Below are 14,609 nucleotides of genomic sequence, written 5' to 3'. Positions count from 1 at the left end.
GGCCTCCGCCCGCGCGTCGCTCCCGGGCTCGGCCCCGGCCGCGCCCACCGCGCCGCCGGCCCCGGTGGCGGCCAGCGCCGCCGCCGTCATGGCCAGCCCGGCCGCCGTCGCCCGACGCCTTCGCAGCAGCGCCCGGCGCAGCCGCTGCCCGGACTTGCGCACCCGCAGCGGATCGAACGGCGGCACCCCGCGCGGCTCCGGCGCGGGCACGGGAAGAGGAGTGGGAGGAGGGAGGAAGGGCGGGTCGTGCGGGAAAGGACGGGCCATGCGGACCACCACCTGACGTGAGGAATCGCTGCTTTCGCTCCTCACGATCCACGGTCCGCGACGATCCCGCCGGGGCCTGTGGATCAACTCCCGATTGTGGACAACTCCCTCACCCGCGCGAGTGGTTCAGGCCGGTGCCGGGGAAATTCCGCGGCCCCGGCGCATGGCTCGCCGGGGCCGGGGGCAACTCGAGATCAGGGCAGTTCGAGCCCGGTATCGATCCCGTCCAGCGCATGCGAGCACAGACAGTCCCGTGCCTCGCTCGGCTGCAACCCGCCCACCGCGTCGAACAGCACGGTGCGCAGCCGGTCGACATTGGAGGCGAAGACCTTGAGGACCTCCTCGTGGGAGACCCCCTCCCCGGTCTCCGCGCCCGCGTCCAGATCCGTCACGAGTGCCATGGAGGTGTAGCAGAGACCCAGTTCACGAGCGAGTACGGCCTCGGGGTGACCGGTCATCCCGACCACCGACCAGCCCATCGCCGCATGCCACCGGGACTCCGCCCGGGTGGAGAAGCGCGGCCCCTCGATCACCACCAGCGTTCCGCCGTCCACCGGCTCCCAGCCGTGCCCGCGTGCCGCGGCGAGGGTCGTGCTCCGCCCCTCGGGGCAGTACGGATCGGCGAGCGAGATGTGCACGACCTCGGAGGCGCTGCCGTCGGGCAGCGGCAGTCCGTCGTAGAAGGTCTGCGCCCGTGCTTTCGTGCGGTCCACCAGTTGATCGGGTACGAGCAGCGTGCCCGGCCCGTACTCGGGCCGCAGACCGCCCACGGCGCACGGTCCCAGGACCTGCTTCACGCCGACGGAGCGCAGTGCCCACAGATTGGCCCGGTAGTTGATGCGGTGCGGCGGAAGGCCGTGCGCGCGTCCATGCCGGGGCAGGAACGCCACACGACGACCGGCGATCTCGCCGAGGAAGAGGGAGTCACTGGGCGGCCCGTAGGGGGTCTCCACCCGGACCTCGGTCACCTCGTCGAGGAAGGAGTAGAAGCCCGAGCCACCGATCACACCGATCTCTGCGTTCGCCATCCGATCACAGTAGCCGCAGCCGCACGGGTCGCACGCGAAGGACCCCGACCGTGAAAACGGCGGGGTCCCGGCGGAGGCACAACTGGGATGCCAGAAGGATCAGGCGGCGGAAGAGCCGCCACTGGAGCCGCTCGACGATCCGGCGCTCGCGCTGGATCCGGAGCCCGACCCGGTGCTCGAACCACCCGAGGAGGAACTGGAGCCGGAGGACGAGGACGCGGCGGACGCGCCGGCCTTGGCCTCGGACGACGAGGACGGCTTGGTGGCCGAGGAGCTCGCCGTGGCGGGGGCGCTGCTCGACGACGAGCCGCGGCTGTCGTTGCGATAGAACCCGGAGCCCTTGAAGACAACACCGACCGCGGAGAACACCTTCTTCAGGCGTCCCTCGCAACTCGGGCACACGGTGAGGGCGTCATCGGTGAACTTCTGCACCGCTTCTAGGCCCTCGCCGCACTCGGTGCACTTGTACTGGTAGGTCGGCACTTGCTCCTCCTGGCACTCTCACTCAATGAGTGCTAACGACGCTCCATAGTGACGTATTCCGCGCGATCAGTCCACTGTCACCGGCACGCGGTGACTCATCCCACGTGCGGCGACCAGCCCCGAAGCCTTCGGGGAGAGCCGCGAACGCAGCGCCAGCAGGACGACCAGAGCCAGTGCGGTGCCCGCCAGCGGCACCACGAATCCGGCGCTCGCGCCGAAGGTGTCGGCCAGCTGCCCGGCGGCGGTGACCGCCGCGGCCTGGCCGAGCGCCACGGCGCCCGTCAGCCAGGTGAACGCCTCGGTACGGGCCGACGCGGGCACCAGCGAGTCGACCAGCGTGTAGCCCGTGATCAGCGCGGGCGCGATGCAGAGCCCCACCAGCAGGCCGAGGCCGGCGAGCAGGGGCACCGAGTGCACGGCCCAGAGAACGGAGGTGGCCAGGGTCAGCGCGACATAGCCGAACAGCAGCCTTTGCCGGGGCCCGATCTTCCAGGCGAGGGTGCCGCACACGATACCGGCGAGCATGTTGCCCGCCGCGAAGATCCCGTACAGCAGACCGTTCACGCCGGGGTTGCCCATCTCCTCGGCGAAGGCAGTGAGGGAGACCTGCATGCCACCGAAGACCGAACCGATTCCCAGGAAGGCCACCACGAGCACCTTCACCCCGGGCACGGACAGCGCGGACCCGCGCCGCTCGGCGGGGACGTCCGTACCGCCCTGGTGGCGGGGGCGGGGCAGGCCGCTCCGTTGCGCGGCGAAGAGGAGACCGCCGACCAGCGTCAGCGCGGCCTCGGCGAGCAGCCCCGCCGCCGGGTGCACCCCGGCACACAGCGCCGTCGCGAGCACCGGCCCGATGACGAAGGTGAACTCGTCCGTCACGGATTCGAAGGCCGCCGCCGTGGGGAGCAGTGATGACCGGTGGCCGGATCCGTCGCCCAGCACCGTCGCCCAGCGCGACCGGACCATGGGGCCGATCTGCGGGACGGAGGCACCCGTCGGTACGGCGGCGGCGAACAGCGCCCACAGCGGGGCACCGCCCAGCGCGAGCGCGACCAGGGTGCCCACGGACACCGTGTGCAGCAGCACGCCCGGTACCAGCACGGCGCGCTGCCCGAACCGGTCGGCGAGCCGGCCGCCCTGCGGGGCGCACAGCGCCATGGAGACGCCGGTGACCGCCGCGACCGCGCCCGCGCTGCCGTACGAGCCGGTGGTGTGCTGGACGAGGAGCACGATGCCGATCGTCAGCATCGCGAAGGGCTGTCTGGCGGCGAACCCGGGGAGCAGGAACGACCGGACGCCGGGGGTGCGCAGCAGCCGTCCGTATCCGGGGCGGGGCGCTTCCCGGGTGGGGTTCTGGTTGACGTCGGCCTTATCGGCCTTGCTGACCGTGTTGCGGGACACGGCCTTGCCTTTCCGCCGCCTGGTAGCGCGTCCCGGGGTTCCGGGCAGGGCCGAGAGCTGTCCTCTTGCGCGGAACTGCGGTAGATGCCGGGGTCCACTGAAGGGAGCGCCACGGCCGCCATACGGGTCGCGCCAGCACTGCGTCAGGCAGAGTTGGTTCGATCAAGTGCGCCTTTATCGTACAGGCACAGAAGCGCATCCGGCCTGGGAAAGAGCGAGCGTGGTGGACCCCCGCCTCCGATCAGGAGAGCTTTCCGCCGACGCCCACGCTCCGGCCCCTCCCTCTGCCCGTGCCGAGCCAGTCGGCCAGCTTGCCGCCCTGCGCCACCGCGCGCAGCCGCCGCTCGGCCGCGTCCCGTACCGGATCCGTCGCCACCACCAGCAGTTCGTCCCCGCGGCGCAGCACGGTCGCGGGCAGGGGGACGAAGCTCTTGTCGTCCCGTACGACCAGGGTCACGGCGGACCCCGCGGGAAGCCGCAGTTCCGCGACCTCCACGCCGTGCATCTTGGACCCTTCGGGGATGGCCACGGAGAGGAGATGCCCGCGCAGTCGTTCCAGCGGCGCCGACTCGATGCCCAGATCGGCGGCGTCGGAGGAGGAGCCGAGTTTCAGGGCCTTCGCCAGCCAGGGCAGGGTCGGCCCCTGGATCAGGGTGTAGACCACGACCAGGAGGAAGACGATATTGAAGATCCGCAGGCTGCCCTCGACCCCGGAGACCATCGGGATGGTCGCCAGGATGATGGGCACCGCGCCGCGCAGCCCGGCCCAGGACATCAGCGCCTGTTCCTGCCACGGGATACGGAACGGCAGCAGGCTGACCAGGACCGCCAGCGGCCTGGCCACCACGGTCAGGACGAGTCCGACGATCAGCGCGGGCAGGAAGTCGTCGCCCAGCTGATGCGGGGTCACCAGCAGTCCGAGCAGGACGAACATGCCGATCTGCGCGATCCAGCCCAGCCCTTCCGCGAACCCGCGGTTGGCCGGGGCGTGCGGCAGTTTGGAGTTCCCGAGGATCATCGAGGCGAGATAGACGGCGAGGAAGCCACTGCCGTGGGCGGTGGCGCCGATCGCGTACGCGGCGACGGCGATGGCCATCACCGCGATCGGATAGAGCCCGGAGGCGGGCAGGGCGACCCGGCGCAGTCCGAAGGCGCCCGCCCAGCCGACGGCGAGCCCGACGCAGGCGCCGATCGCCAGCTCCAGCGCGATCTCGCCGAGCAGCAGGTACCAGTGCTCGACCGGGCCGGACGCGGAGAGCGCGACCACCATGATCACCACGGGGGCGTCATTGAACCCGGACTCGGCCTCCAGCGCGCCGGTGACCCGGGACGGCAGCGGCACCTTGCGCAGAACGGAGAAGACCGCGGCGGCGTCCGTCGAGGAGACGACCGCACCGATGATCAGCGCCTGCCGCCAGTCCAGACCGATCAGATAGTGCGCGGCGGTGGCCGTCACGCCCACGCTCACCGCGACGCCGACCGTCGACAGCACGGCCGCCGCGGGCAGCGTCGGCCGCACTTCCTTCCACTTGGTGCCCAGACCGCCCTCGGCCAGGATCACCACCAGTGCGGCATAGCCGATGACCTGGGTGAGTTCGACGTTGTCGAACTTGACGTGGAAGAGACCGTCCTGCCCTATGACGACCCCGATACCGAGGTAGAGCAGCAGGCTGGGGAGGCCGCTGCGCGACGAGATCCGGACAGCGGCGACCGCGATCAGCAGGACGAGGGAGCTGATCAGCAGAAGTTCATTGAGATGGTGGACAGTCAGCGGCCGATCCTTCCCCTCGCGCGCGTCCCGGATCGCTTCTCCGGTAGCCGGTACTTCATTACCTTACCTAATCTTTAACGCTTCCTTGACGCTTTCGAGTGCCAGTACGAGACGAACTTCCGGCTGAACTGCGGCCCGAGCCACGACTTATGGGCGCTCTCCGGTGCGGAGGCGATGTGATTTCCGTCGCGATCAAGGTGCGAATCGGCCCATAAAGCCCGGTGTGATTCGCGATGTGATCGTCTGGTGAGTCGTACTGCATGACTCCGCGTCCGGCGCGGTGAAGTGCTGCGCCTATGGTTGCTCCAGCATTCCAGGACCACCCTGCCCCTCGAAGGACAGCGATGCCCGCCAATACAGCCCCCCCTTCCGGCAAAAAGAAGGGGCGACGCGCCCGTCTGATCGTGATCGTCCTGGTGCTGGCGCTCGTCGCGGGTGTCGGATACGGCGCGTACTGGGGCGTCAGCACCGTCCGCGCCTCCTTCCCCCAGACCACGGGGACGATCAAACTCGCGGGCCTGTCGGGCTCCGTGGAGGTCCGGCGCGACAGTTACGGAATCCCGCAGATCTACGCGGACACCGACCAGGACCTGTTCCGCGCCCAGGGCTTCGTCCAGGCGCAGGACCGCTTCTGGGAGATGGACGTCCGCCGCCATCTCACCGCCGGGCGTCTCTCCGAGATGTTCGGGAAGGGACAGGTCAAGACCGACACCTTCCTGCGCACCCTGGACTGGCGCGGAGTCGCGCAGAAGGAGTACGACACCCAGCTCTCGGCGGAGACCAAGAAGAACCTCCAGGCGTACGCGGACGGGGTGAACGCCTACCTCGACGGCCGTGACGGCAAGGACATCTCCGTCGAGTACGCCGCGCTGAAGCTCACGAACGACTACAAGCCCGAGAAGTGGAGCCCGGTCGACTCCGTGGCCTGGCTCAAGGCGATGGCCTGGGACCTGCGCGGCAACATGCAGGACGAGATCGACCGTTCGCTGATGACCAGCCGGCTCAGCCAGAAGCAGATCGACGAGCTGTATCCGTCGTATTCGTACAGCCGTAACCAGCCCATCGTCAGCGCGGGCGGGATAGACCCGGCCTCCGGCAAGTACGACCCGGCCGCGGAGCCCACCAGCGAGTTCCCGGGCGACACGAGCGGCGACACCGGCACGGGCGACACGACGGAGCAGGGCCAGGGCACGAACCCGAGCACGGACGTGGGCACAGGCGACGGAACAGGCACAGGCACAGGCACCGGTACGGGCCTCGGCACCGGAACGGGTACCGGCACCGGCACAGGCACCAACGTCGGTTACACGGCCTCCGAAGCCACCGAGGGGCTGGCCTCCCAGCTCACCGCTCTCACCAGCACCCTGGACGAGATGCCCGCCCTGCTCGGTCCGAGCGGCAGCGGCATCGGCTCCAACTCCTGGGTCGTAGCCGGCCGGTACACGACCACGGACAAGCCCCTCCTCGCCAACGACCCGCACCTCGCGCCCCAGCTGCCCTCGCTCTGGTACCAGATGGGCCTGCACTGCCGGACGGTCTCGGCGGCCTGCAAGTACGACGTCGCCGGCTACACCTTCTCCGGGATGCCCGGCGTGATCATCGGTCACAACCAGAACATCTCCTGGGGCTTCACCAACCTCGGCGCCGACGTGACCGACCTCTACCTGGAGAAGGTCAGCGGCGACACCTACCTGTACGGCGACAAGGAAGTGAAGTTCAAGACCCGCGAAGAGACCATCAAGGTCGCGGGCGGCGCCAGCCGGAAGATCACCGTCCGCTCCACCGGGCACGGCCCGGTGGTCTCCGACCGCGACAGCGAGCTGAAGAAGGTCGGCGAGAAGGCCCCGGTCGGCGATGTCGCCCCGGACCGCGGCGACGGTTACGCCGTATCGCTCCAGTGGACCGCGCTCGAACCCGGCAAGTCCATGGACGCCGTCTTCGAGATCAACAGGGCCGCGGACTTCGACCAGTTCCGCAAGGGCGCCGAGCACTTCGAGGTCCCCTCGCAGAACCTCATCTACGCCGACACCAAGGGCAACATCGGCTACCAGGCGCCCGGGAAGATCCCGGTCCGCTCCAAGGGCTTCGACGGCCGGACCCCGGCCCCCGGCTGGGACCCCGCGTACAAGTGGGACCGGTACATCCCCTTCGACGAGCTGCCGTACGAGTACAACCCGAAGCGCGGCTACATCGTCACCGCCAACCAGGCGGTCATCGACGCCAAGAAGTACCCGTACACGCTGACCGAGGACTGGGGCTACGGCGCCCGCAGCCAGCGGATCGTCGACCTGATCGATTCGAAGATCAAGGACGGCGGGAAGATCTCGACCGAGGACATGGGGTCCATGCAGATGGACAACAGCAGCCAGATCGCCAAGCTGCTGATGCCCTATCTGCTGAAGGCGGACATCACCGAGCCGTCCGTCCGCGAGGCCCAGAAGCTCCTCGAAGGCTGGGACTACACCCAGGAAGCCGATTCGGGCGCCGCCGCCTACTTCAACGCGGTCTGGCGCAACATCCTCATGCTGGCCTTCGGCGACAAGCTCCCCAAGGAGCTGCGGGTCAAGGGCGAGTGCCTCAACGTCCGGCCGGCCAACGGCTCAGGACCGGTGGACGACAACCAGAGGCTGGTGCGCGAATGCGGCCAGCGCGCCCCCGACCAGGCCCAGCCGGACGGCGGGGACCGCTGGATCCAGGTCGTGCAGAACATCATCAAGGACGAGAACAGCCCCTGGTGGAGCTCCCCGGCCACCCGCAAGGACGAAGCCACCAAGACCCGTGACCAGCTCTTCGCGCGCGCCATGCAGGACGCGCGCTGGGAGCTGACCGCCAAGCTCGGCAAGGACGTCTCCAGCTGGAGCTGGGGCCGCCTCCACCAGCTCCAGCTGGAGAACCAGACCCTCGGCACCAGCGGCCCCGGCATCCTCAAGCAGATGCTCAACCGCGGCCCGTGGAACCTGGGCGGCGGCGAGGCCACGGTCAACGCGACGGGCTGGAACGCGGCGGGCGGCTACCACGTCGTCTGGGTGCCGTCGATGCGGATGGTCGTCAACGTCGGCGACTGGGACAAGTCCCGCTGGATCAACCTCACCGGCGCCTCCGGACACGCCTACAGCGCGCACTACACCGACCAGACGGACAAGTGGGCCAATGGTGAGCTGCTCGACTGGTCCTTCGGCGACGCCGCGGTGAAACGCTCCACGACGGACACGCTGACGCTGACGAAGTAGCCCGCGGCAAGACCGCGGCAGACCGAAGCAAGCGCTACACGAAGCGCGTGACGCCCTCGGGTGTCACCACCGCCCGCACGGGGTGGTCGTGCGGTTCCTCCGGGACCCGCGCGACCACCTCGTTCGCGTACAGCAGCACCACCAGCGCCGGCGTCGCGCCCGCCGCCGACAGCCGCGCCAGGACGCGGTCGTACGAGCCGCCGCCGCGCCCCAGCCGCATCCCCCGCGCGTCGACCGCGAGACCGGGCAGCAGGACCGTACGCGCCGTCAGGACGGCGTCCGGGCCCTGCCGCGCCCCGGCGGGCTCCAGCAGGCCGCGTGCGGCGCGTACGAGCCGTTCGGCGCCCTCGTACTCCGCCCAGTCCAGGTCGTTGTCCGCGAGCAGCACCGGCAGCAGCACCCGCGTCCCCCGCGCGCGCAGCGCGTCGAGCAGCGCGCGCGTGCCCGGCTCCCGCCCGACCGACACATAGGCGGCGACCGTGGCGGCGCCGGCGAGCTCCGGCAGTTCCAGTGCCCGCCGGGTGAGAACCGATCCGGCGTTTCGCGCGTCTTCATCGGACAGCAGGGCTCTCGCCGCGAGGAGTTCACGGCGTATGGCAGCCTTGGCGGACGTGTCCTGGCTCACTTCACGGCCCACTTTCTGACTGGTCCTGGCTCAATTCAGGCTGACAGAGTGTCGCAAACCTCACACATGAGAGTTTATGAGCCGAAAGTTAACCGGAGTATCATCTTCCGCCCATTCCTGATGGATAGGGTTCGTCGTATGACTCACTCGCCCTCCAGGATCACCAAGGCTGTCATCCCCGCCGCAGGCCTCGGCACCCGGTTCCTGCCCGCCACCAAGGCCACTCCCAAAGAGATGCTGCCGGTCGTCGACAAGCCGGCGATCCAGTACGTGGTCGAGGAGGCGGTGGCCGCCGGTCTCTCCGACGTCCTCATGGTCACCGGCCGCAACAAGCGCCCTCTTGAGGACCACTTCGACCGGAACTACGAGCTGGAGCAGGCGCTCACGCTCAAGGGCGACACCGAACGGCTCGCCAAGGTCCAGGAGTCCAGTGACCTCGCCACCATGCACTACGTGCGTCAGGGCGACCCCCGGGGCCTCGGCCACGCCGTGCTGTGCGCCGCCCCGCACGTCGGACAGGAGCCCTTCGCGGTCCTGCTCGGTGACGACCTGATCGACCCGCGCGACCCGCTGCTGGCCCGTATGGTCGAGATCCAGGAGCGCGAGGGCGGCAGCGTCATCGCCCTCATGGAGGTCGACCCGGCGCAGATCCACCTCTACGGATGCGCCGCCGTCGAGCCCACCGCCGACGCGGACGTCGTCAAGGTCCACGACCTCGTCGAGAAGCCCGATCCCGCCGACGCGCCCAGCAACTACGCCATCATCGGCCGCTACGTGCTGGACCCCGCCGTCTTCGAGATACTGCGCAGGACCGAGCCCGGCCGCGGTGGCGAGATCCAGCTGACCGACGCGCTCCAGCAGCTCTCGGCGGACGAGAAGGTCGGCGGGCCCGTCCACGGCGTCATTTTCAAGGGCCGCCGCTATGACACCGGGGACCGCGGCGACTATCTGCGTGCCATTGTCAGACTCGCATGCGAACGTGAAGACCTGGGCCCGGACTTCCGGACCTGGCTCCGCGGTTACGTCAGCGAGGAGATGTAGCACTTGAGCAGCACGGCAGAACCGGCACCGGACCCGGCGGCAGCGGCACCGGCGGCGACAGTGGCAGCGGCGGCAGGGCCCGGCCGGCTCTGGACGGTGGACGAGCACCTGGCGGACATCCTCGCGGCCGTCCGCCCGCTCGACCCCATCGAGCTGCAACTGCCCGACGCCCAGGGCTGCGTCCTCGTCGAGGACGTCACGGTGCCGGTCGCCCTGCCGCCGTTCGACAACAGCTCCATGGACGGCTACGCGGTCAGGACGGCCGATCTCGCGGGCGCCACCGAGGAGTTCCCGGCCGTGCTGACCGTCATCGGCGATGTCGCGGCCGGCAGCGGCGCCCTGCCGGAGGTCGGCCCCGGGCAGGCGGCCCGCATCATGACCGGCGCGCCGCTCCCGCCCGGCGCCGAGGCCGTCGTCCCGGTGGAGTGGACCGACGGCGGCGCGGGCGGTGGCGCGGTCACCTCGATGCGCCCCGCGGGCCCCGGCCGGGACGGCTCCGACGGCGAGGTGCGGGTGTACCGCTCGGCGGAGCCCCGCGCCCATGTCCGCGCGAGCGGCAGCGACGTACGCGCCGGCGACCTGGCCCTGGCGGCCGGTACGGTCCTGGGCCCGCCCCAGATCGGTCTGCTGGCCGCCATCGGCCGCGACAGGGTGCGGGTCCACCCGCGCCCGCGCGTGGTCGTGCTCTCCACCGGCAGCGAGCTGGTCCAGCCCGGCGAGCCGCTGGGCGCCGGCCAGATCTACGACTCCAACAGCTTCGCCCTCACCGCCGCCGCCCGGGACGCCGGCGCCATCGCCTACCGCGTCGGCGCCGTCACCGACGACGCGGACACCCTCCGCGCCACCATCGAGGACCAGCTGATCCGCGCCGACATGGTCGTCACCACGGGCGGCGTCAGCGTCGGGGCGTACGACGTCGTCAAGGAGGCGCTCTCGTCCGTCGGGGACGAGGACGAGGCGGGCAGCGGCATCGACTTCCGTACGCTCGCGATGCAGCCCGGCAAGCCGCAGGGCTTTGGCTCGATCGGCCCCGAACACACCCCGCTGCTCGCGCTCCCGGGCAACCCGGTGTCGTCGTACGTCTCCTTCGAACTGTTCGTACGGCCCGCGATCCGGGCGCTGATGGGCCTGGAGGACGTGCACAGGCCCGTCGTCCGGGCCACCCTCGCGGCCGGCGGCCCGCTGTCGTCCCCGGCGGGCCGGCGGCAGTTCCTGCGCGGCGCGTACGACGCGGAGGCGGGCGCGATCACACCGGTCGGCGGCGCCGGCTCCCACCTGGTGGCCGCCCTCGCCCAGGCCGACGCGCTGATCGTCGTCCCGGAGGAGACCGTCTCCGTGGCGCCCGGCACGGAGGTCGACGTGGTCCTGATCGGCTGAGTACGGCCCGGTGGCGGTACCGTGTCTGCCCACACAGGCCCTGTCGGGCCCGGACCGGGAGCGCCAGCAGCGAATGACCGTGTTTTCCCGGGGGGAGACCCCCGGACCCCAGCAGCCCCCTGAGCCACCCGACGGGCGGGGCGGCGACCGTCTGACGCACCTCGACGGGTCGGGCGCGGCCCGTATGGTCGATGTCTCGGCCAAGGAGATCACCGCGCGCGTGGCGCGCGCGAGCGGCCGGGTGCTTGTCTCGGCCGCCGTCGTGGAGCTGCTCAGGGGCGGGGGAGTGCCCAAGGGGGACGCCCTCGCCACGGCCCGGATCGCGGGCATCATGGGCGCCAAGCGGACCCCCGAACTGATCCCGCTCTGCCACCCGCTGGCGGTATCCGGCGTGACGGTCGACCTCCGGGTCGCGGACGACGCCGTCGAGATCCTGGCGACGGTGAAGACCACCGACCGTACGGGCGTCGAGATGGAGGCGCTGACCGCCGTGTCGGTCGCCGCGCTGACGGTCGTCGACATGGTGAAGGCGGTCGACAAGGGCGCGGTCATCACGGACGTACGGGTCGAGGAGAAGACCGGCGGCAAGTCCGGCACGTGGACGCGCCCGGAGACGGCGGGGGACACGGCGGGGGGCGCGGCATGAGCACGCCACCCGCGAGGGACGGCGCCGGCCACAGACCGCCGGCCACCGGTACGAGCGCCGGGCCCGGCGCGGGCGCCGCGCCGGCTCCGCACCGCCGCGCCCTGGTGATCACCGCGTCCCAGCGCGCCGCGGCCGGCGTCTACGCCGACACCGGCGGCCCGATCCTCGCCGCCGGCCTGGCCGCGCTCGGCTTCGCGGTCGACGGGCCGACGGTCGTCCCCGACGGCGATCCGGTCGAACGGGCGCTGCGCGAGGGCGTGGCAGCCGCGTACGACGTGATCCTGACCACCGGCGGCACCGGCCTCTCGCCCACGGACCGCACCCCCGAGGCCACCCGGCGCGTGCTCGACCAGGAGATCCCGGGCATCCCCGAGGCGATCCGCGCGCAGGGCACCGCCAAGGTCCCCACCGCCGCGCTCTCCCGGGGCCTGGCCGGCGTGGCAGGACGGACGCTGATCGTGAACCTGCCGGGCTCGGCCGGCGGCGTACGCGACGGCCTCGCCGTCCTCGGCCGGCTGCTCGTGCACGCCGTGGACCAGATCCACGGCGGCGATCACCCGCGTACCGACGGATGACCCCCGCCTGGCCCGCGACCCTGACGTACGGCGATGTCGTCCTGCGCCCGATAAAACTGCGCGACCAGCGCGTCTGGCGCGAGGTGAACCGGCGCAACCGCGACTGGCTGCGCCCGTGGGAAGCGACGATTCCGCCCCCGCCGCCGGGCTCACCGGGCGCGCAGCGCCCCACGTACCGTCAGATGGTCCGGCATCTGCGCGCCGAGGCGCACGCGGGCCGGATGCTGCCGTTCGTCATCGAGTACCAGGGGCGGCTGGTCGGCCAGTTGACGGTCGCAGGGATCACCTGGGGCTCGATGTGCTCGGGGCATGTCGGGTACTGGGTGGACCGCGAGGTGGCGGGGCGCGGGGTCGTGCCGACGGCCGTCGCGCTCGCCGTCGACCACTGCTTCCGGATGGTGGGGCTGCACCGTATCGAGGTCTGCATCCGGCCGGAGAACGGGCCCAGCCGCCGGGTCGTCGACAAGCTCGGCTTCCGTGAGGAGGGGCTGCGCCCGCGCTATCTCCATATCGACGGGGCCTGGCGGGACCATCTCGTCTATGTGCTCACGGCCGAGGAGGTCCCGGAGGGACTGCTCCACCGCTGGCAGCGGACGCGGCCCGGGAACAACCAGAAAATGAAATAAGTGTTCGATATTGGATTCGATATGGTCATAAACTGATCCGAAAGATCATAAAAAAAGTCCGTGATATCAGCTAGATCGTGCGACACACCGGCCCAATTGGCGTATGCCGTCGTGCGAACCCCTCTACGGTGTGAACCGTGAGCAGCAGCGGCCTCATCTACGCAGTCATCGTCGGGGCTTGGGCCGCCTACTTGGTGCCGATGTGGCTCCGCAGGCAGGACGAGCTGAATGAGGCGCGTCCGACGGAACGCTTCAGCACCGCCATCCGGCTGCTGTCCGGAAGGGCGGCCATGGAGCGCCGTTACGCCAGGGAGCTTCAGGGGCGCGCCGAGGAGGCGGGGACCGACGCGGAGCCGGACCGTCACGCGGAGTCGATCAGCTCCGTCGACGTCCGGGCCTTCTCCGCGCCTCGGGAGCACACAGAGGTACGGATGGAGATCCCCGTGGCCCCGGCCCCGCGCCCCGCGGCGCCCCGCGCCGAACCCAAACCCGAACCCGAGCGGCGTGAGACGCGCGAGGCGCGTCAGCGTAGTGAGCGGCGCGACCGGCGTGACCGGCGCGAGCGCCGTGAGCGCCCCACCGGCGCATCGGCGGAACGCGCCCGGCGCGCGCAGCGCTCGCAGGTCCTGGCGCGCCGCCGCCGTACCACCGTGGTCCTCTTCCTCGCCTTCACGCTCGGCGCCGTCGTCGCCGCGGTCGGCGGCCTCGGCTTCCTCTGGGCGCCCGCGGTGCCGGCCGTCCTGCTGAGCACGTACATCGTGCATCTGCGCGGCCAGGAGCGGCGCCGCTTCGCGTTCACCATGGACCGGCGCAGGGCCGAGGCCGCGGCCCAGCGCCTGCGCGAGAACCGCCCCCGCCGCCACCAGCCCGCCGCGTCGGCGGCGGCCGGCGAGCCCGCAGAGGAACCCGACCCCGTCCCGGGCCCCGCGCCCGAGCCCGTCGCCACGGTCTCCCCGCAGGAGGCCGGCCGCCGGGCCCTGGTCGAGCAGACCGACCACGCGGAGTGGGTCGACCAGCAGCGCGAACGCGGCCCGGCCCGCGGCGACAGCTGGGAACCCGTCCCGGTCCCCCTCCCCACCTACGTCACGGCCCCGGTCGCCCCCCGCGCCACCGGCGGCGTGGACGTCACCGACCCGGAGACCTGGAGCGCGGCCCGCTCCTCCACGGCGGAACCCGCCCCGGAACCGGCTCCCCCGGCCGCGGCCCCCCCGCCCCCGCGCCGCCACCGCGACCGCGGCCGTACCCCCCTCTTCGACCAGTACGACGACACCACCCGCCCCCGCGCCGCCAACGAATGACCCCGCCCCCGCCCGGAGGCCCCACCCCGCCCGTGACCAGCGCCCAACGGATTTCCGAGCACGGCCCCGAGGGTGCTAAAGTTTCACTCGTTGCAAGGGCCTGTGGCGCAGACTGGTAGCGCACCTCGTTCGCATCGAGGGGGTCAGGGGTTCAAATCCCCTCAGGTCCACAACAGCAACAAAACAAAGTCCCGCCCGGTCATTTGATCGGGCGGGACTTTGTCGTTTCCGGCTCACGGCT

At 71.1% G+C, this 14,609-nt stretch carries 12 protein-coding genes, 1 tRNA gene and 1 pseudogene; 8 read left to right on the top strand and 6 right to left on the bottom strand.

All coding sequences use genetic code 11. The annotated features are described in order from the left end of the window. From AB0389_RS18745 to AB0389_RS18725, 5 genes and pseudogenes are all read right to left on the bottom strand, one after another. Window positions 1–267, bottom strand: a pseudogene (locus tag AB0389_RS18745) (hypothetical protein); the annotation flags it as partial. Between the two features lie 194 nt (window positions 268–461). Continuing rightward, window positions 462–1,295: an S-methyl-5'-thioadenosine phosphorylase gene (locus AB0389_RS18740; RefSeq protein ID WP_366396510.1), complete on the bottom strand. Its 834-nt coding sequence runs from the start codon at window positions 1,293–1,295 to the stop codon at window positions 462–464. A gap of 99 nt (window positions 1,296–1,394) precedes the next feature. Continuing rightward, window positions 1,395–1,778 carry an FmdB family zinc ribbon protein gene (locus tag AB0389_RS18735; RefSeq protein WP_366396509.1) on the bottom strand — a complete coding sequence of 128 codons (384 nt, stop codon included), beginning with the start codon at window positions 1,776–1,778 and terminating at the stop codon, window positions 1,395–1,397. A gap of 66 nt (window positions 1,779–1,844) precedes the next feature. Next, the gene (locus tag AB0389_RS18730; protein ID WP_366396524.1) at window positions 1,845–3,092 is read right to left on the bottom strand and encodes an MFS transporter; all 1,248 of its coding nucleotides are present in this window, start codon (window positions 3,090–3,092) and stop codon (window positions 1,845–1,847) included. A gap of 328 nt (window positions 3,093–3,420) precedes the next feature. Next, window positions 3,421–4,983, bottom strand: coding sequence for a potassium/proton antiporter (locus tag AB0389_RS18725; protein WP_366396523.1), 1,563 nt, complete (start codon window positions 4,981–4,983; stop codon window positions 3,421–3,423). Between the two features lie 311 nt (window positions 4,984–5,294). Between AB0389_RS18725 and AB0389_RS18720 the strand changes: the two genes are divergently transcribed. Then, window positions 5,295–8,180, top strand: a complete 2,886-nt coding sequence (locus AB0389_RS18720) for a penicillin acylase family protein (RefSeq protein WP_366396508.1) — start codon at window positions 5,295–5,297, stop codon at window positions 8,178–8,180. A gap of 34 nt (window positions 8,181–8,214) precedes the next feature. On the opposite strand, the gene AB0389_RS18715 is transcribed toward AB0389_RS18720, so the two are convergent. Next, on the bottom strand, window positions 8,215–8,805 hold the full coding sequence (locus AB0389_RS18715) for a 5-formyltetrahydrofolate cyclo-ligase (RefSeq protein ID WP_366396507.1): 591 nt from the start codon (window positions 8,803–8,805) through the stop codon (window positions 8,215–8,217). A gap of 138 nt (window positions 8,806–8,943) precedes the next feature. On the opposite strand from AB0389_RS18715, the gene galU reads away from it, so the two are divergent. The 7 genes from galU (at window position 8,944) to AB0389_RS18680 (ending at window position 14,538) form a co-directional block, all read left to right on the top strand. Continuing rightward, on the top strand, window positions 8,944–9,846 hold the full coding sequence (gene galU / locus AB0389_RS18710) for a UTP--glucose-1-phosphate uridylyltransferase GalU (RefSeq protein WP_366396506.1): 903 nt from the start codon (window positions 8,944–8,946) through the stop codon (window positions 9,844–9,846). 60 nt (window positions 9,847–9,906) lie between these two features. After that, window positions 9,907–11,223, top strand: coding sequence for a gephyrin-like molybdotransferase Glp (gene glp / locus AB0389_RS18705; RefSeq protein WP_366396522.1), 1,317 nt, complete (start codon window positions 9,907–9,909; stop codon window positions 11,221–11,223). A 73-nt stretch (window positions 11,224–11,296) separates the two neighbouring features. Then, window positions 11,297–11,869, top strand: a complete 573-nt coding sequence (gene moaC, locus AB0389_RS18700; protein WP_366396505.1) for a cyclic pyranopterin monophosphate synthase MoaC — start codon at window positions 11,297–11,299, stop codon at window positions 11,867–11,869. Beyond that, window positions 11,866–12,444, top strand: coding sequence for a MogA/MoaB family molybdenum cofactor biosynthesis protein (locus AB0389_RS18695; RefSeq protein ID WP_366396504.1), 579 nt, complete (start codon window positions 11,866–11,868; stop codon window positions 12,442–12,444). Before moaC ends, AB0389_RS18695 begins: the two co-directional genes overlap by 4 nt. After that, window positions 12,441–13,070, top strand: a complete 630-nt coding sequence (locus tag AB0389_RS18690; RefSeq protein WP_366396503.1) for a GNAT family protein — start codon at window positions 12,441–12,443, stop codon at window positions 13,068–13,070. Before AB0389_RS18695 ends, AB0389_RS18690 begins: the two co-directional genes overlap by 4 nt. 137 nt (window positions 13,071–13,207) lie before the next feature. After that, window positions 13,208–14,368 (top strand): gephyrin-like molybdotransferase receptor GlpR, encoded by a 1,161-nt coding sequence (glpR, locus tag AB0389_RS18685; protein WP_366396502.1) that lies wholly within the window; start codon window positions 13,208–13,210, stop codon window positions 14,366–14,368. 96 nt (window positions 14,369–14,464) lie between these two features. Next, window positions 14,465–14,538, top strand: a tRNA-Ala gene (locus AB0389_RS18680). Window positions 14,539–14,609 lie beyond the last annotated feature (71 nt).

The organism is Streptomyces sp. NPDC093109, from assembly GCF_040701725.1.
Classification (GTDB): Bacteria; Actinomycetota; Actinomycetes; order Streptomycetales; family Streptomycetaceae; genus Streptomyces.
This window is presented reverse-complemented; position numbering and strand designations above follow the sequence as displayed.